Genomic DNA, 16,671 nt, shown 5'->3' with positions numbered 1-16,671 from the left:
AGCGAGAGGTCGCGCGTCGTCCGTGCGAGCTCCCGGATCACCGCGACCGCATGAGGCGAGACGACGGCGAAGCTCTCTGCGACCGCCGTCGCAGCGGCGATCAGCTCGGCCGCGGGAACGACCTTCTCGACGAGCCCCCAGGCGTACGCCGTCTCGGCGTCGATGAACTCGCCGCTCAGATTGAGGAGATTCGCGCGGCCGACGCCGATCAGGCGTGGAAGACGCTGAGTGCCACCACCGCCCGGGATCAGACCAAGCTTGATTTCTGGCTGTCCGAGGTGAGCGTTGTCGGCGCAGATGCGCACGTCGCAGCACATTGCGAGCTCGAGCCCGCCCCCGAGGCAGTAGCCGTTGATGGCCGCGACGAACGGGGTGTGGGCGGCATCCATGCGGTGGCCGATGGCATGCAGCCCTCGGGCCGCGCCGCCTTCGTTGCCGCCCGCCTCGCGCAGTGCAGGAAACTCTTTGATGTCGGCTCCGGCCACGAATGCCCGCTCGCCACCGCCGCGAAGGACGATCGCGCGTGTGTCGGGGTCGCTGTCGAGCCGCCCGACCTCCTCCTCGAGCTCCTCGACGAGCGCCGACGAGAGGGCATTCATCGGCGGGTTGTCGATCGTGACGAGTGCAACGGCACCCGCGCGCTCGGTGGTGACGAACTGGGTCATGACGTTTCTCCTAGGCGGGGGCGGGACATGCGAGGGCGGCCTGGACGAGGGCGGGACAGGTCCCGCCCCTACGGGGTCTGGGTTGCAAACTGTGCTCTGAGGGCAGTTTTGCGGAACTTGCCGACCGCCGTCTTCGGGATCTCGTCGACGGCCTCGAACCGTTCGGGCAGCCACCACTTGGCGAAGTTCGGCGCGAGGAAGTCGCGCAACTCGTCGGCGTCAGCAGACTTCCCCTCGCGGAACACGACGACCGCCAGGGGGCGTTCGCTCCACTTCTCGTCGGGCACGGCGATCACGGCCGCCTCGAGCACCGCCGGGTGGCCCATCAACGCGTTCTCGAGCGCCACCGTCGAGATCCACTCACCGCCCGACTTCACGAGATCCTTCGCCCGATCCTGGAGCTCGACGTACCCGTCGGGATGAATCGTCGCGATGTCGCCGGTACGGAACCAGCCGTCGTCGGTGAAGCGGTCAGCACCCTCGGGCGTCTCGTAGTACGCAGACGCGACCGAAGCGCCACGTATCTCGAGCTCACCCATCGTCACCCCATCCCAGGGGACAAGCCCGTTGTCACCTCTCGCGCGGATCTCGACGAACGGGAGTGGTGGACCCTGCCGGGCTCGCTTCGTGTACGCCTCCTGCGTTGACAGCCCCGCTTCGTGCCCGGCAACCCCCGAGAGTGTCCCGACAGGCGATGTCTCGGTGAGTCCCCAGCCGTGCGTGATGTGGAGCCCGTGGCGCTCACCGAAGCCTTCGATCAGCGCGCGGGGTGGCGCGGCGCCGCCGATCGCCATCGTCCGCAGCGCGGAGAGTTTCCAGCGATCCGGCTCGGCGTCGAGGGCGTTGAGGATTCCGCTCCAGATCGTGGGCACGCCGGCGGTGATCGTCACCCCTTCACTCTCGAAGGCATCGAGCAGCGAGACGCCGTCGAGATGCGGGCCGGGGTAGACGTGCTTCGCTCCCGCGAGCGTCGTCGAGAACGGGAAGCACCACGCGTTCGCGTGGAACATCGGCACCACGGGAAGGCAGACGTCGTTGCAGTTCATGCCTAGCGCACCGCTCAGCGTGAGGGCGTGGATCGCGATCGACCGATGGGAGTAGAGGACGCCCTTTGGCAGTCCCGTCGTCCCGCTCGTGTAACACATGCCTGCCGCCATTCGCTCGTCGAGGTCGCGGTCATCCCAGTTGTCGGCGCGCTGCGTTGCGAGCAACTCCTCGAAATCGATCGCGCCCTCGGGGGTTGGCCCGTCGCCGATCGCGATGATGTGCTCGAAGCCGACACGATCCTTGAACTGCTCGACGAGCGGCCACAGCACCTTGTCGGCTACGAGGACGCGGTCGCCGCCGTGCGTCGCGATGTAGGTGAGATCGTCGGGATGGAGTCGGATATTCAGCGTGTGCGTGACGAGGCCACCCGCTGGCGCGCCGAGATAGACCTCGAGGTGCTCGTGATGATTCCACGCGAACGTCCCGACCCGATCACCGTCGACGAGTCCGAGCTCGTTTCGAAGCGCGAGGGCGAGCTGTTTCGCGCGACGGACGAAATCGGTGTAGGTGTAGCGATGCCAGCTCTTGTCGGGAAGACGGCTGGCGATCTCGCTGGAGCCGAAGAGCTGTTCGGCACGCCGCAGGATCGCCGGCACGTTGAGCTGGTAGTCGAGCATCAGGCCGTCCATCAGAGCCCTCCTCCCAGTAGGTGGTCGGCGATCTGCGCACGCAGGCGCTCGCCCGAAGTCTCCCACGCCTGAATCCCGAGCGCACGCTTGTACAGCCGGTGCAGCACGTGCTCCCAGGTGAACCCGATTCCTCCGTGAATCTGGATCGAGCGCTCGCATGCGGCGACGGCCGCATCCGCGCAGTGCGCCTTTGCTGCGGCAGCGGCGACGGCCGCGCGGTCGTCTCGCTCCGCCACGCACCAAGCGGCGAAGAGGGCGAGCGAACGGCCGAGCTCGAGCTCGACGAAGGTCGTCGCGAGCGCGTGCGAGACCGCCTGGTAGCTCCCGATCGCCCTCCCGAACTGCGTCCGGCCCCTCGCGTGGTCGACCCCGAGGTCGAGCGCCCGCTCACCGACGCCGCAGGCCTCGAGCGCGAGGGCCGTCAGGGAGCGCGTGCGCAGGAGTGGCAGTAGCTCCGAACCCGCAAGGCGCCGTCCCGCGGTGCCACCGGTGACGACGCCGAGGGGCCGGCTCTCGTCGTTCGTCTGCAGAATCTCTCTCTCGGCTCCTTCCAGCTCCCAGATCGAGTCGCCGCCGACGTACGCGATCCGGGTGGCCGTGTCCAGATCCTGCACGAGCGGTCCGATCGCGAGCGTCCAGCTGGCCTCGCCGCGAGCCACCTCACCCTGGAGGTCGGGAGGGAGCGCGGGGAGGACGACGGCGACGGTGGTGCGGTAGGGCGTGGGAGTGACCGCTCGACCGAGCTCCTCGAAGAGCACTGCTTCCTCGAGGTACCCGAGCCCCGTGCCCCCGTCGCTCTCGGCCACGGAAACGCCTGTCCAGCCGAGCGCCGCGAGCTCTCGCCAGGACGGCCGCGGGTTCCCGGCAAGAAAGGCCCTCGCCTGGCCGCGAAGCTCCTCCTGCTCGGTCGTGGGTGAGAAGTCCATGTCAGTGCACGGTCCGGGGAATACGGCCCAGCCCTGGTGGCTGCAAAGCAGCGTCATGGTTCGTCCTCAGTCGCGTCAATGTGCACACATACTGACGCTCCCTGCGTTCTCGCCTGGCTTGCTTGTCGCGCGCCAGGATCTGCACCGTCTTCCCCGGACGGCGCACTACCGCGACCTCGGGAGGCCGAGGACGCGCTCGGCGATGATGTTCCGGAGGATCTCCGACGTGCCGGCCTCGATCGTGTTGCCACGGCTGCGAAGCTGCTCGTGCTGCCAGTAGCCGCCGTAGGGAGCGTTCTCGGCGAGGAGCTGGGCGTCCGACCCGAGCAGTTCGAGGGCGATCTTCGTCACGCGTTGGTTCGCCTCGGACCACTGGAGCTTCAGCGCGGCGCCCTCAGGCCCTGGAACGCCCGTCGTCAGCAACGCGGAGAGCGAGCGGTATGCCGTGTACCGCAGCGCCTCGAGCTCGATCCATTCGCGCGCGATCGCATCGCGCTGAACCGAGGTAGCGCCACGGTCTCGAGCGAGCTCGATCAGCTTCCGCACCGTGACGTCGAGACTCGCGGTAAGGCTGAATCCGAGCGTCCCGCGCTCGTGGAGAAGCGTCGTCATCGCGACCTGCCAGCCCTCGCCGATCTCGCCGATGAGGTTCTCGTCCGGCACCTGGACACCGGAGAAGAAGATCTCGTTGAACTCTGCCTCGCCCGTGAGCTGGCGCAACGGACGCACTTCGATGCCGGGCGAGCGCATGTCGACGATCAGGCAGGTCAGTCCTGCGTGTCGCTCGGACGCAGGGTCGCTCCGGGCGATGAGCAGGCACCAGTCGGCGATATGCGCGTAGGACGACCACACCTTCTGGCCGTCGACCACGAAGGTCGACCCTTCGAGCCGCGCGCTCGTCCGCACGGCCGACAGGTCGGAGCCGGCCTCGGGCTCCGAGAAGCCCTGGCACCAGATCTCGTCCGCCGAGAGGATGCGCTCCAGTCGACCGGCTTTCTGAGCCTCGGTGCCGTGGGCGATGATCGTTGGGCCCGCCATCCCGAGCCCGATCACGCCGAGGTGCTGCGGCGCGTCTGCCTGCGCGAGCTCCTCGAAGAAGATCGCCTGGTAGCTGTAGGGCTTGCCGGCTCCGCCGTGCTCGGTGGGCCAGCTCAGGCCGCTGTATCCGGCCTTGTGGAGACGGCGGCTCCAGTCGCGCCGGCCCTCCAGCGGAGACGTCGTATCTTGGCCGGCGACCCCGGACGTCTGGCCGGGACGGTTCACGGCGAGCCACGCCCGCAGGTCGCTGCGGAACTGCTCCTCGGCGGGCGTGTCGCGGAGATCCATGGGGCGATCCTACGTTCGGATGCTTAACCGGGGATTCACCCCGCTTGCCCGGCCGTCTATCTACGCTCCGTCCTGATGGTTGATTCCGGGTTGACGCAATCACACATGGGGGCCTGAACGCGTAGAGTAGCGGCCGTCTCGATCGGCATCAAGGCACCCAGCCTCAATGCGGATCGAGCCGACCACGCTGCTCGGCTCAGCCCTCCCGCCAACACGCACATCCGGCCCCACCCATCCGCGCCGAAGCCACCGAGAAGGAGGACATCCTGATGTCACCGCCCGAGATTCCACCCTCACCCGCCTCCGTCGACCATCGCGGGCAGCTGGAGGAGGCGCTCGTCGAGATCAAGCGAGTGATCGCCGGCCAGGACGAGATGCTCGAGCGCGTGCTCGTCTGTCTCGTCGCAGGCGGACATCTGCTGATCGAGGGCGTTCCCGGACTAGCGAAGACACTGACGATCAAGACGACGGCTGCGGTGCTCGGCGGGAGCTTCAAGCGCGTCCAGTTCACGCCGGATCTCGTCCCGAGCGACCTCGTCGGAACGCGCATCTACCGACCGGATACGGGCGGCTTCGACACCGAGGAAGGCCCTGTCTTCTGCAACTTCCTTCTCGCCGACGAGATCAACCGCGCGCCCGCCAAGGTGCAGTCAGCGCTGCTCGAGGTGATGCAGGAGCGCCAGGTGACGATCGGCCACGACACGCTTCGCGTCCCCGACCCCTTCCTCGTCATGGCGACGCAGAACCCGATCGAGTCGGAGGGCACGTACCCGCTCCCTGAGGCTCAGGTCGACCGGTTCATGCTCAAGGTCGTCGTCGGCTACCCGAGTCGAGACGAGGAGCTGACCGTCGTCCAGCGGTCGCTGGTCGATCCCGCGGCCGTGCGCAAGGTGCTCGAGATCGAGTCCCTGAAGGAGCTGCAGCGCGCCGTTCTCGACGTGTACGTCGACCCGTCGATCGTTGCCTATGCGGTGTCTCTCGCAGAGGCAACAAGGAATCCTGCGGCGTTCGGACTCGGCGAGATCGCCGGGCTCGTCGAGTACGGCGCCAGCCCCCGTGGGCCGATCTCGCTCGTCCAGAGTGCGCGTGCGCTTGCCCTCATCCACGGCCGCGACTATGTCCTCGGCACCGATGTTCGCGCCCTCGCGCGCGATGCGCTCCGGCACCGGCTCGTGCTCACCTACCGCGCACTTGCCGAACAGCGAACCGCGGATGACGTACTCGAAGCCGTTCTCGAGGCGGTCGCCACCCCGCCGCTCGAGCTCGGGAGGCCGGTCGCAGCGTGACGCGTCTGCGGGCTTTCGGTGTCGTCGAGACGCCGGAGCGCCCCGGCCCCGGGCCTATGCCGGAGCCGCTGCTCCGCGCGCTCGAGCTCTCCATCGGCCGTCGCGTCGACGGACTCCTCGCGGGCGATCACCGCTCGAGCCTTCTCGGTCGGGGGAGCGAGCTCGCACAGGTTCGGCCGTACGTTCCGGGCGATGACGTTCGGCTGATCGACTGGAACGTGACGGCACGGACGCGTGAGCCGCACGTTCGCGTACAGCTCGCCGAGCGCGTCCTCGTAACGTGGGTCGTGCTCGACCGAACGCCGTCGATGGACTTCGGGACGGCCGATCGACGCAAGGCCGATGTCGCCCTAGGCGTCGCGCTCGCCCTCGGACACGCAGCCAGCGTGCGGGGAAATCGGGTCGGTCTCGTTCCGTTCGGCGGCGGGAGCTCTGTGCCTCTCCCGCCACGGCAGGGCCGCGCAGGGCTTGTCGGGCTTCTCGTCGCCCTCGGCGACGAAAGCTCGGGTGGTGGTGTCGCGTCGGAGCTGCGACCGGCCCTGACGGCGCTCGGCGCTGTTGCCAGGCAGCGCTCGCTCGTGGCCGTCGTCTCCGACTTCCGGGGGCCAAGGGACTGGCGTCCCCAGATCGTCGACCTCGCAGGGCACCACGATGTACTCGCCGTCGAGATCCGCGATCCCCGCGAGGATCATCTCGTCGACGTGGGCGAGGTCTGGTTCTCCGATCCCGAGTCGGGTGCGCGACTCCGCGTCGATACCGGTGATGCGGGGCTACGGTCGCGATTCGCGGAGGCCGCAGCGCTCGAGCGCCGCAGCGTTGCAGACGATCTTGCAAGCGCCCGCGCCTCGCACATCGTGCTCTCGACGGAGGGCGACTGGCTCGGCGACCTCGCTGCCCATCTCGGAGGCAAGCGCCGATGAGCTTCGGCACTCCGCTCGCACTGCTCGGGCTGCTCGTCGTCCCGTTACTGATCGTGATGCTCGCAATCGGGGAAAGGCGGAGGCGCGCCCAGTCCGCGGCATTCGGGACACCGGCCCTGCTCGCTGCCTCGCTTCCGATGCCGCGGAAGACCAGGCGTCTGATGCCCTTCGCTCTTGCCCTCGTCGCGCTGACGACGCTGATCGTGGGCGTGGCGCGGCCACGCGCGACGCTCTCCGTCCCCGATCGCTCCGCCACCGTTGTTCTCGCCCTCGACACGTCCCGCTCGATGGCCGCGACCGACGTCAAACCGTCCCGCCTCGCCGCAGCTCTGACGTCAGCACGGGCGTTCCTCGACGTCGCGCCGAAGGATTTCGCAGTTGGCATCGTCACGTTCTCGACCTCTGCGTCCGTCGCGCTCGATCCGACCACCGACCGCGATGCCGCGCGCGCCGCACTCGAACAGATCCGGCTCGGCTCGGGAACGGCGCTCGGCGACGCGGTCGATCGCTCCGTCGCCGCTGCCCGCTCCGGCCTGAGCCCTCTGCAACCACTTCCCGCAGACGCACCGCCGGCGACGGTCGTGCTGCTCTCCGACGGAGAGCAGACCTCCGGGACGAGAACGCCCCGGGCTGCAGCCGGGCAGGCGAAGAAGCTCGGCGTTCCGGTGAACACGGTCGCGCTCGGCACGAGCGACGCGGTCGTCGAGGTGCCCCTGAAGAACGGCCTCAAGGAGCGCGTCACGGTCTCGCCGGACGCCAGGACGCTGGAGGAAATCGCCCGCGTCACCGGCGGCAGGTTCACGGCGGCTCCCACGGCCGAGCGCCTCGAGGAGATCTACCGTGACCTCGGCGGCCGGCTCGGGAAGAAGCGAGAGGAGCGCGAGATCACGGCCGGGTTCGCCGGTGTCGGGGTTGTCTTGCTCCTGATCGCGTCAGGGCTCTCCGTCGCGTGGACGAGGAGACCTCTGTGAGGACGCGCCTCGCACTCGCTCCACTCGCGCTCGCCCTGCTCGCGGCAACCGCGGCCATCGGGGTCGAGGCGGCGGGGGCGGCCGACGAGTGCAAGGGCCTTCGCGTCTGTCTCCCGTTTCCAGGTCCCTGGGTCGTCGTTCCTGTCGGCGGCGTCGAGTACGAGCTCGCCTGCCCTCTACCCGGGTACATCGTCGCCGGGACCGACGCCCGCGTCGCAACGCGCGACATCGATGTCTCCTTCCGCGGGGAAACCGGAAGTCCCATCGGCCCGGGCGTCACGACGCGGCGAAGCGTCGTCTTCCAGGCGTCGCGTTCTCGTGCCGGTGCGGGGTCGTCGAGCTTCAGGCCGTTCATCGGGTGCATCCCGACGCGGGGCGGTGGTGGGCGCGCGCTCACGTCCCGCTCGGCACGCTCGCCAGGCGTCAGGCCGGGACAGCCCGTGCGGAGCGTCGTCGTGGCACGCCCGGTTCGCACGCGTGCCTTCGTCGTCCGAATCACGTGCCCCGCGGGCTCGCGGCTCGTGGGCTCGACCCACGCGGTCGCCTTCCGGCAGCGGCTTTCGCCGTCGGACACGATGCTCGGCGCCGTTCGCGTCGATCGGACGGTCGTCAGTGGTGTGCTCGTCGCCCGCGTTACGTCGACGGCGGCCTCCGGCCCGACGGCCGAGGTTCAGGTGCGTGCGTTGTGCGGGAGGGCGCAATGACGTTCGGCTCGCCGCTCCTGCTCGTCTCGCTCGTCGTTCCAGTCGCGGCGACGCTCGTCTACCTCTGGATCGAGCGCACGCCTCCGAGTGGAGCGATCTCGTTTCCAAATCTCGCCGTGGTGGCATCGATTCAGGGCAGGTCGAGCTGGAGGCGCCATCTCGTAGCAGTGCTCGTTCTCAGCACACTCATACTCCTCTGCGTGAGCGTCGCCCGTCCGAAGGTGTCGCGCGCTACCCCCGTCGATCGCTCGACCGTGGTGCTCGTGGTCGACGTCTCGGTCTCGATGAATGCCGTTGACGTGACGCCCAGTCGACTCGAGGCCGCACGCAAGGCAATCGGGTCGTTCGTCGACCGCGTTCCGCCCCAGGTCAAGATCGGCCTCATTGCTTTCTCGGACGAGCCGGTTGTGCTGGCCTCTCCGACGACGGACAAGGAGGCGTTGAGGGGCGCGATCGCATCACTCGCGCCCGGTTACGGGACTGCGATCGGCGACGCGGTTGCGCGTGGTGTCGACCTGGTGCGGCTATCGACGGGGGAGGAGGGTGCAACGGCGGGCGCCGCGACCAAGGCGGGCGCTGTCGTCCTCCTCTCGGACGGCTCGCAGACCAGGGGCATCCTCGATCCTCTGCAAGGCGCCGACATCGCTCGACAGGCGGGGATCCCGGTCCATACGATCGCGCTGGGCACGCAGCAGGGAACCGTCACGATCAACCGTGGTGGCGTCGACCTCGTCGTCCTCGTACCTCCGGATCGGCTGACGCTCGCGCGGATCGCGGAGGCGACGGGCGCTTCGACATTCGAAGCCACCGACGCCGATCGGCTGGCCGCGGTCTACAAGCAGCTGGGTCGCGTTGTCGCGACGGAGAAGAAGCCGCGCGAGGTGACCTCCGCTTTCGTCCTCGCGGCAGCGTCGCTCCTGGCGGCGGGAATCGGTCTCGCTGGTCTCTGGGCACCGCGACTTCCCTGACCAGGCAGTCGCGCTCGTTCCCGAGAGCCGACAAGTCGCACTTCACCTCAACCGCTCAGAACAGTAGGCTCCCCGATTCAGTGGCGACAATGCTCTCGGTCGAGGGAATCACCCTGCGCTTCGGCGGCATCGTTGCCCTCGACGGCGTGTCATTCGATGTCGCGGCCGGTCACATCTCGGGGCTGATCGGGCCGAACGGTGCCGGGAAGACGACCGCGTTCAACGTCATCACGCGTCTCTACACGCCGGACGACGGTCGCCTCGAGCTCGAGGGGCGATCGCTTCTCGATGTGCCTGCCCATCGAGTCGTCGAGAACGGGATTGCCCGTACGTTCCAGAACATCAACCTGTTCACGTCGATGTCAGTGCTCGAGAACGTGCTCGTCGGAGCGCACGGCCGGGGGCGAGGGGTCGGCGAGAAGGAGGCCCGCGCGACGCTCGACTACGTCGGCCTCAGCGGCCGCGCCGGCGAGCTCGCAGCGTCGCTGCCCTACGGCGTCCAGAAGCGGGTGGAGATCGCGCGCGCGCTCGCCGCCAAGCCACGCCTGATCCTCCTCGACGAGCCCGCGGGTGGCCTCAACCACGAGGAGGTGGAGGAGCTCGGCGATTTCATCCTCCGGCTCCGTGACGACCACGAGCTGACCGTGCTGCTCGTCGAGCACCACATGGGGCTCGTGATGCGGATCTCCGATCACGTCAACGTGCTCAGCTTCGGCCGCAAGATTGCGGACGGGGCTCCGGCCGAGGTTCGGGCGAATCCAGACGTGATCGAGGCCTACCTCGGAAGCGAGGTCGACGAGTGACGGCGCTGCTCGAGCTCCGGAAGGTACAGGCGCGTTACGGCCCGGTGCAGGCCCTCCGCGGGGTCAACATCGACGTGCCCGAGGGCACGGTCGTCGCTGTTCTCGGGGCCAACGGAGCGGGCAAGACGACGACGCTCCGCGCGGTTTCCGGCACCGTGAAGAGAGACGGCGAGATTACGTTCGCAGGAAAGCCGCTGCGGAGTGGGCCCGAGGCAGTGGCGAAGGCGGGAATTGCTCACGTCCCGGAGGGAAGGGGGACGTTTACGGACCTCTCCGTAATCGAGAACCTGCGACTCGGCGCGTACACGCGGCGCGACCGGTCCGTGAAGGCCGACATCGAGCGGATGGCAACGTACTTCCCCTGGATCCTCGATCGCGGCGAGCAGCGCGCCGGAACGCTGTCTGGGGGTGAGCAGCAGATGCTAGCGCTCGCCCGAGCGCTGATGGGGCGACCACGACTGCTGATGCTCGACGAGCCGTCACTCGGTCTCGCGCCGCTGATCGTGCGGGAGATCTTTCGGATCGTCCGTGAGTTGAACGAGAAAGAAGGGCTCACGGTGCTCGTCGTCGAGCAGGACGCGCGGATCGCGCTCGACTCGGCGGCGACGGCGTACGTGCTCGAGGTCGGGACGGTTGCCCTATCGGGAACGAGCGCCGAGCTGAAGGGAGACGAGGCTGTGCGGCGCAGCTATCTCGGCTACTGATGGCTGCCTTCTTCCAGCAGGTCGTCTCGGGTCTCGCCTCCGGCGGAATCTACGGAGCCCTCGCGCTCGCGATCGTCCTCATCCACCGCGCGACGGGCGTGATCAACTTCGCGTAGGGCGAGATGGCGATGTTCTCCACGTACATCGCGTGGACGCTCACGACGAACCACGGCATCTCGTACTGGCCCGCCTTTGCGATAACCCTCGTGGTGTCGTTTCTCGGCGGCGTCGGAGTCCACCAGGCTGTAATCCGGCCGGTCGAGCGAGGCCCGCAGATCCGTGTCGTGATCATCACGATCGGCTTGCTCCTACTGCTCAACGGCCTCGCATTCTGGATCTGGTCGGGCGAAGTGCGGGCCGTATCGAGTCCCTTCCCGGCGGGCACGATCGACATCGGCGGTGTCGCGATCTCGTGGTCTGACATCGGCACGATCGCCGTGTGTCTCTCGTCTGTCCTTGTCGTGTCGGCCTTCTTTCGGTTCACGAAGATCGGCCTCGCGATGCGTGCGGCAGCGGTCAACCCATCGGAAGCCCGTCTCGTCGGCGTTCGAGTGCCCTGGATGCTCGGTCTCGGCTGGGGGCTTGCTGCGACGCTCGGAGCGATCGCCGGCATGCTGACCGCGCCGAACGTCTTCCTGGATCCGAACATGATGCAGGCGGTGCTGATCTACGCCTTCGCTGCTGCGCTGCTCGGCGGAATCGACTCGCCGATCGGCGCGGTCGTCGGCGGTCTGATTCTCGGCGTGGGTCTCAACCTCCTCGGCACGTACGTCGACTTCGTCGGATCCGAACTCAAGCTCCCGGCGGCGCTGCTCGTCATCCTCGGCGTTCTCCTACTGCGTCCCGCCGGCCTCTTCGGTAAGACCGTGGTGAAGAAGGTCTGATGAGTCGGGCAACGCTCAAGACGCTCGCGGTGTTTGCGGCCCTCAGCGGCGTCGTCTTCGTGATTCCCGCGTTCGTGAACGACTTCCGTGCGCAGCAGTTCGCCTACGTCGGCGTCTACGTCGTGGCCCTCACCGGGCTGAACATCCTCACGGGCTACACGGGCCAGATCTCACTCGGTCACGGCGCTTTCATGGCGATCGGCGGCTACACGACCTCGATCCTGATGATCGATCACGGGGTCAAGGACATCGCCACGATCCCCTTCGCGATCGTCGTCGCCGGCGTTGCCGGCGTTCTGTTCGGGCTGCCGGCAGCCCGGCTCTCGGGGCTCTATCTCGCCCTCGCGACGTTCGGAGTAGCGCTTGCGACCCCCGCGGTGATCAAGAAGTTCGAGGGGTTCACGGGAGGAGGCACGGGCGTCAACCTGTTCGGTACGCCGGAGCTGACCGCGTCGCTCACGCCGGTCGAGATCATCGGATTCGGGCTCGACTTCAACAACTGGCTCTACTACCTGTGCTGGACTCTCGCACTCGTCGGGTATGTCGTCGCGTGGCTGATTCTCCGAGGGCGCACGGGCCGCGCGTTCCGCGCCGTCCGCGACAGCGAGACGGCTGCGGTCTCATCGGGGATCAGCCTGACGCGCACGAAGGTCCTCGCCTTCGGAATCAGCGCGGCCTACGCGGGTGCTGCGGGCTCGCTCTTTGCGATCACGACGACATTCGTCAACCCCGACACGTACCCGGTCACGCTCTCGATCTTCCTCCTCGTCGGCATCGTCGTCGCGGGTCTCGGTTCGCTGAAGGGGCTCATCGCCGGCGCGATTTTCATCCAGTTCATGCCTCTCTGGGCTCAGAACGTCTCCAAGTCACCCGGTGCGCCGGCCGTCGTCTACGGCGTCGCGCTGATCCTGCTCATCCTTGTGCTGCCGGGAGGGGCGTCCGGGGTGATCGCCCGGCTGCAGCAGCTCGTACGGCGCTGAGAATCTTTCCGAAGCCCTAACACTCAAGGGCTACCATCGTGCGTGAGATTCGATGAAACCGACGTGAAGCACTATCAAGGAGACCGGCCCCGATGAACCGAAAGCTGATCATGACCTGCGTTTCGCTCGTTGCAGCACTCGCCCTCGGTGTGACCGCGGCGATCGCCGGGACCGTGCGCGGCGGCGCCGACCCGGGCGTCACGGACAACTCGATCCTCCTCGGTGGCACCGCGCCGCTGACCGGGCCGGCGTCGCAGTACGCCTCGGTCGCGCGAGGAGCTGAGGCCTTCTTCAAGTACCTGAACGCGACGAAGGGCGGTGTCAACGGCCGGAAGATCACCTACAAGTACTCCGACGACGCCTACAACCCGGCGCAGAGCGTTCCCGTGACGCGGCAGCTCGTCGAGCAGGACAAGGTCTTCGCGGTCTTCAACTCGCTCGGCACCGCCCACAACGTCGCGGTTCGGCCGTATCTGAACGCCATGAAGGTGCCCCAGCTGTTCGTCGCCTCGGGCGCGACGACGTGGGGGAGGGACTACTCGCAGTACCCGTACACGATCGGATTCCAGCCGAGCTATCAGGCCGAGGGTTGGGTGTATGGGAAGTACCTGGCGCGCACTGCCCCTGGCGCCAAGATCGCGGTGCTGTTCCAGAACGACGACTACGGCAAGGATCTCCTCGGCGGCCTCAAGCGAGGCCTCCAGCGCTCGAAGGTGAAGGTGATCGCAGCGCAGCCGTACGAGGTCACGTCACCGGACGTCGCCTCGCAGATCGCGAAGCTGAAGGCGTCGGGTGCCGATACGCTCGCGATCTTCGCGACGCCGACGTTCGCGATTCAGGCGTACCAGTTCGCGAACAAGCTCGGCTGGAAGCCGAAGCACGTGATCAACAACGCGGTTGCTTCCGCGTCGACGACGATGCAGATCGCCTCGTCGGCCGGCCAGAACAAGCTCGTCAACAGCACGATCTCGATCCAGTTCCTCAAGGATCCGACCGACCCGAAGTGGAAGAACGACCCGGCGATGAAGCTCTATCGGTCGATCATGAAGAAGTACGCGCCGAGCGCGAACGCCTCCGATCCGCTTCACGTCTACGGCATGGCGTCCGCCTGGACGGTTTCTGACGCGCTCAAAAAGGCAGGCAAGAACCTGACCCGAGAGTCCCTGCGCAAGACGCTCGACACCTTCACGTCGGCGGGGAACCCGTTCATGCTCCCCGGTATCGCGGTCAAGACGGCCGGGAAGGATCACTACCCGGTCGAGCAGATGCTCCTGCAGAAGTGGCAGAACAACGCGTGGAGCTCGTTCGGCGGGCTCTGGGGTTACCGCGCCTCGTAGGGTCAGGTCTTGCACGTTCCACTCCGATCCGCACTCGTCTGTGCGGCAGGGCTCGTGAGGGGAACGTGCAAGACCTGACCCCGCTATGCTGAGACTCCGGCGCGAGGAGACCGCCCGGCGAACCGAGAACCGCGCCGATGAACCACCTCGTCTCCGAGATACTCGCCGCACCCCTCGACGACCTCATGGCAGAGGCGCGGGCGCTCCGTCGTTCGCCCCTCGTCACGTACTCGCCGAAGGTCTTCATCCCCTTGACGACCCTGTGCCGTGACGTCTGTGGCTACTGCACGTTTGCTCGGCCGCCCCGGCGTGGGGAGCGGGCGTACATGCCGGTCGACGAGGTGCTCGAGATCGCGCGATCTGGCGCGGCGGCAGGGTGCACCGAGGCGCTTTTCACGCTCGGCGACAAGCCCGAGCTGCGCTACCGGGCCGCAAGTGAGGAGCTTGCTGCACTTGGCTTTGGCAGCACGATCGAGTATCTCGCGTACTGCGCAGGTCGCGTCCTCGACGAGACGGGCCTCCTCCCTCACCTGAACCCGGGAGTGATGAGCAGGCAAGAACTGGAGCTTCTGAGGCCAGTGTCCGCGTCGATGGGGATCATGCTCGAGTCGGTTTCCGACCGTCTCTCGGAGAAGGGAGGCCCACACTGGGCGTCGCCCGACAAGGTCCCCGCCGTTCGCCTCGAGACCATGCGCCTCGCTGGCGAGCTCGCGATCCCGTTCACGAGCGGCATCCTGATCGGTATCGGGGAGACACGGCTCGAGCGGCTCGAGGCGATTTCCGCTCTCAGGGATCTCGGTGAGGAGTACGGGCACGTAGGCGAGGTAATCGTGCAGAACTTCCGCGCGAAGCCCGCCACGAGAATGGCCGATCATCCGGATGCGGCCCTTGGCGAGCAACTCTGGACGATCGCCGCTGCACGCGTTCTGCTCGGCTCCGGCTGCCACCTTCAGGCACCGCCGAATCTCGCCTATGACGACTTCCCGCTCCTGCTCGACGCGGGAATCGACGACTGGGGGGGCGTCTCGCCCGTCACGATCGATCACGTGAATCCGGAGGCACCGTGGCCCGCAGTGGAGCGACTGCGCGAAGCGGTCGCCTCGCGTGGCCTCGCACTTGCTCCGCGCCTGCCGCTCTATCCGGAATACGTCGCCGATCTCGATCGCTGGGTCGACCCGAAGGTTCGTCCTGGCGTTCGTCGAGCGTCAGATGCGCTCGGGCTCGCGCGCGAGGATCGTTGGGCTCCGGGTGAGCCTGTGACCGTGCCGTTTCTCGTCGGTCGGAATGCGCTTCCGCTCGAGCTGTCGGGTGAGGAGCTCGGCCCTGCGGAGCTCGAGCGGCTCTTCGCGGCGCGAGGAGCCGAGCGGGAGCGCGTGTTCGCTGCGGCCGACCGACTTCGGCGCGAGGTTTGCGGCGACGAGGTCACCTACGTCGTGACGCGAAACATCCAGTACACGAACGTCTGTTACTTCAAATGCGGCTTCTGCGCCTTCTCGAAGGGCAAGCTCGCCGAGAACCTGCGCGGCCCCGCCTTCCTCGTACCCCTGGACGAGATCGTGCGTCGCTCCGAGGAGGCGTGGGAGAGGGGCGCTACTGAGGTCTGCCTCCAGGGCGGGATCCATCCGGCGTTCACGGGCGAGTACTACGCGGAGGTCGTCACGGCGATCAGGGCTGCGTTGCCGGACATCCACATCCACGCCTTCTCTGCGCTCGAGGTTTGGCAAGGTGCTGCGACTCTCGGCCTCTCCCTCGACGAGTACCTCGCGCGCCTCCGCGACTGCGGGCTGGGCTCGTTGCCCGGCACCGCGGCCGAGATCCTTGATGACGACGTGCGCGCCCTCATCTGCCCGGACAAGGTCTCGACGGATCAGTGGCTCGAGGTGCATGACGCGGCCCATCGCGTCGGTTTGCGCTCGAACGTGACGATGATGATGGGCCACGTCGAGCGCCCGCGGCACTGGGCACGTCACATCATGCGAACGCGCGAGCAGCAGGTGCGCAGCCGCGGGTTCACGGAGTTCGTGCCCCTTCCCTTCGTGCCCATGGAGGCCCCGATGTACCTCAAGGGGCTCGCGCGCCGTGGGCCGACCTTTGGTGAGGCGCTGCTCGCCCACGCAGTCGCCCGACTCGCGTTGCATCCGCTGATCACGAACATCCAGGTCTCATGGGTCAAGATCGGCCCGGAGGGGGTCAGGCAGGCCCTCGCTGCCGGTGTGAACGACCTCGGTGGAACGCTGATGAACGAGTCGATCTCCCGCGCTGCCGGGTCGGAGTGGGGGCAGGAGCTCCCGCCCGAGCAGATGGAGGAGTTGATCCGGTCCGCGGGGAGGGTGCCGCGCCAACGGACAACGACCTACGGGGTGCCTCCGGCAGAGCAGGTGGCGAGGTCGTTCGGCGCTACTCCGCTCAGTGAGCCTCTCAACCCGCCCGTCCGTGAAGCCGGCCTCGAGCGTCCTACGCGTCTCGTTCGCCCCGGGCTCGTCACGACCGCGTAGGCGACAGTGTCCGGCGCGCGTGGCCG

15 protein-coding genes are annotated in these 16,671 nt (G+C 67.6%); 11 read left to right on the top strand and 4 right to left on the bottom strand.

The window, feature by feature from the left end:
• The 4 genes from ABIR74_RS07105 to ABIR74_RS07090 all read right to left on the bottom strand — a co-directional run.
• The coding region (locus tag ABIR74_RS07105) for an enoyl-CoA hydratase-related protein (protein ID WP_348176450.1) at positions 1-665 on the bottom strand (665 nt) is incomplete at its 3' end.
• A 68-nt stretch (positions 666-733) separates the two neighbouring features.
• Positions 734-2,341: a long-chain fatty acid--CoA ligase gene (locus ABIR74_RS07100; protein WP_348176448.1), complete on the bottom strand. Its 1,608-nt coding sequence runs from the start codon at positions 2,339-2,341 to the stop codon at positions 734-736.
• Complete coding sequence (locus tag ABIR74_RS07095; RefSeq protein ID WP_348176445.1) at positions 2,341-3,267, bottom strand: acyl-CoA dehydrogenase family protein; 927 nt, start codon at positions 3,265-3,267, stop codon at positions 2,341-2,343. The genes ABIR74_RS07100 and ABIR74_RS07095 overlap by 1 nt, the downstream gene beginning before the upstream one ends.
• Positions 3,268-3,432: 165 nt before the next feature.
• A complete protein-coding gene (locus ABIR74_RS07090) occupies positions 3,433-4,593 on the bottom strand; it encodes an acyl-CoA dehydrogenase family protein (RefSeq protein ID WP_348176442.1) in 1,161 nt (386 codons plus the stop codon).
• Between the two features lie 269 nt (positions 4,594-4,862).
• Here ABIR74_RS07090 and ABIR74_RS07085 point away from each other — a divergent pair, with 269 nt between their 5' ends.
• The 11 genes from ABIR74_RS07085 (at position 4,863) to cofH (ending at position 16,645) form a co-directional block, all read left to right on the top strand.
• Complete coding sequence (locus ABIR74_RS07085) at positions 4,863-5,879, top strand: MoxR family ATPase (RefSeq protein ID WP_348176440.1); 1,017 nt, start codon at positions 4,863-4,865, stop codon at positions 5,877-5,879.
• Positions 5,876-6,799, top strand: a complete 924-nt coding sequence (locus ABIR74_RS07080; protein WP_348176437.1) for a DUF58 domain-containing protein — start codon at positions 5,876-5,878, stop codon at positions 6,797-6,799. The genes ABIR74_RS07085 and ABIR74_RS07080 overlap by 4 nt, the downstream gene beginning before the upstream one ends.
• Entirely contained in the window at positions 6,796-7,770 is a 975-nt protein-coding gene (locus tag ABIR74_RS07075; RefSeq protein ID WP_348176434.1) for a VWA domain-containing protein, read from the top strand. The genes ABIR74_RS07080 and ABIR74_RS07075 overlap by 4 nt, the downstream gene beginning before the upstream one ends.
• Positions 7,767-8,474 carry a hypothetical protein gene (locus ABIR74_RS07070; protein WP_348176431.1) on the top strand — a complete coding sequence of 236 codons (708 nt, stop codon included), beginning with the start codon at positions 7,767-7,769 and terminating at the stop codon, positions 8,472-8,474. Before ABIR74_RS07075 ends, ABIR74_RS07070 begins: the two co-directional genes overlap by 4 nt.
• Entirely contained in the window at positions 8,471-9,442 is a 972-nt protein-coding gene (locus tag ABIR74_RS07065; protein WP_348176428.1) for a VWA domain-containing protein, read from the top strand. Before ABIR74_RS07070 ends, ABIR74_RS07065 begins: the two co-directional genes overlap by 4 nt.
• Positions 9,443-9,531: 89 nt before the next feature.
• Complete coding sequence (locus ABIR74_RS07060; protein WP_348176463.1) at positions 9,532-10,245, top strand: ABC transporter ATP-binding protein; 714 nt, start codon at positions 9,532-9,534, stop codon at positions 10,243-10,245.
• The gene (locus ABIR74_RS07055) at positions 10,242-10,949 is read left to right on the top strand and encodes an ABC transporter ATP-binding protein (RefSeq protein WP_348176426.1); all 708 of its coding nucleotides are present in this window, start codon (positions 10,242-10,244) and stop codon (positions 10,947-10,949) included. Before ABIR74_RS07060 ends, ABIR74_RS07055 begins: the two co-directional genes overlap by 4 nt.
• A 122-nt stretch (positions 10,950-11,071) precedes the next feature.
• Entirely contained in the window at positions 11,072-11,833 is a 762-nt protein-coding gene (locus ABIR74_RS07050; protein ID WP_348176423.1) for a branched-chain amino acid ABC transporter permease, read from the top strand.
• Complete coding sequence (locus tag ABIR74_RS07045; RefSeq protein ID WP_348176420.1) at positions 11,833-12,813, top strand: branched-chain amino acid ABC transporter permease; 981 nt, start codon at positions 11,833-11,835, stop codon at positions 12,811-12,813. The genes ABIR74_RS07050 and ABIR74_RS07045 overlap by 1 nt, the downstream gene beginning before the upstream one ends.
• Positions 12,814-12,905: 92 nt before the next feature.
• Complete coding sequence (locus tag ABIR74_RS07040) at positions 12,906-14,150, top strand: ABC transporter substrate-binding protein (RefSeq protein ID WP_348176417.1); 1,245 nt, start codon at positions 12,906-12,908, stop codon at positions 14,148-14,150.
• Positions 14,151-14,287: 137 nt separating this feature from the next.
• Positions 14,288-16,645, top strand: coding sequence for a 5-amino-6-(D-ribitylamino)uracil--L-tyrosine 4-hydroxyphenyl transferase CofH (gene cofH / locus ABIR74_RS07035; protein WP_348176415.1), 2,358 nt, complete (start codon positions 14,288-14,290; stop codon positions 16,643-16,645).
• The last annotated feature ends 26 nt before the right edge of the window (positions 16,646-16,671 follow it).

The sequence above is a fragment of the Gaiella sp. genome, assembly GCF_039915195.1.
GTDB lineage: Bacteria > Actinomycetota > Thermoleophilia > Gaiellales > Gaiellaceae > Gaiella.
Note: the sequence above shows the minus strand (reverse complement) of the source record. Positions and strands in the feature narration are given on the sequence as shown.

Bases quoted from the DNA above. Each gene is read 5' to 3' on its own strand.
- cofH (WP_348176415.1), top strand. From the start codon at position 14,288: ATGAACCACCTCGTCTCCGAGATACTCGCCGCACCCCTCGACGACCTC.
- ABIR74_RS07090 (WP_348176442.1), bottom strand. From the start codon at position 4,593: ATGGATCTCCGCGACACGCCCGCCGAGGAGCAGTTCCGCAGCGACCTG.
- ABIR74_RS07060 (WP_348176463.1), top strand. From the start codon at position 9,532: ATGCTCTCGGTCGAGGGAATCACCCTGCGCTTCGGCGGCATCGTTGCC.
- ABIR74_RS07045 (WP_348176420.1), top strand. From the start codon at position 11,833: ATGAGTCGGGCAACGCTCAAGACGCTCGCGGTGTTTGCGGCCCTCAGC.
- ABIR74_RS07095 (WP_348176445.1), bottom strand. From the start codon at position 3,267: ATGGACTTCTCACCCACGACCGAGCAGGAGGAGCTTCGCGGCCAGGCG.
- ABIR74_RS07100 (WP_348176448.1), bottom strand. From the start codon at position 2,341: ATGGACGGCCTGATGCTCGACTACCAGCTCAACGTGCCGGCGATCCTG.
- ABIR74_RS07075 (WP_348176434.1), top strand. From the start codon at position 6,796: ATGAGCTTCGGCACTCCGCTCGCACTGCTCGGGCTGCTCGTCGTCCCG.
- ABIR74_RS07040 (WP_348176417.1), top strand. From the start codon at position 12,906: ATGAACCGAAAGCTGATCATGACCTGCGTTTCGCTCGTTGCAGCACTC.
- ABIR74_RS07085 (WP_348176440.1), top strand. From the start codon at position 4,863: ATGTCACCGCCCGAGATTCCACCCTCACCCGCCTCCGTCGACCATCGC.
- ABIR74_RS07050 (WP_348176423.1), top strand. From the start codon at position 11,072: ATGGCGATGTTCTCCACGTACATCGCGTGGACGCTCACGACGAACCAC.
- ABIR74_RS07065 (WP_348176428.1), top strand. From the start codon at position 8,471: ATGACGTTCGGCTCGCCGCTCCTGCTCGTCTCGCTCGTCGTTCCAGTC.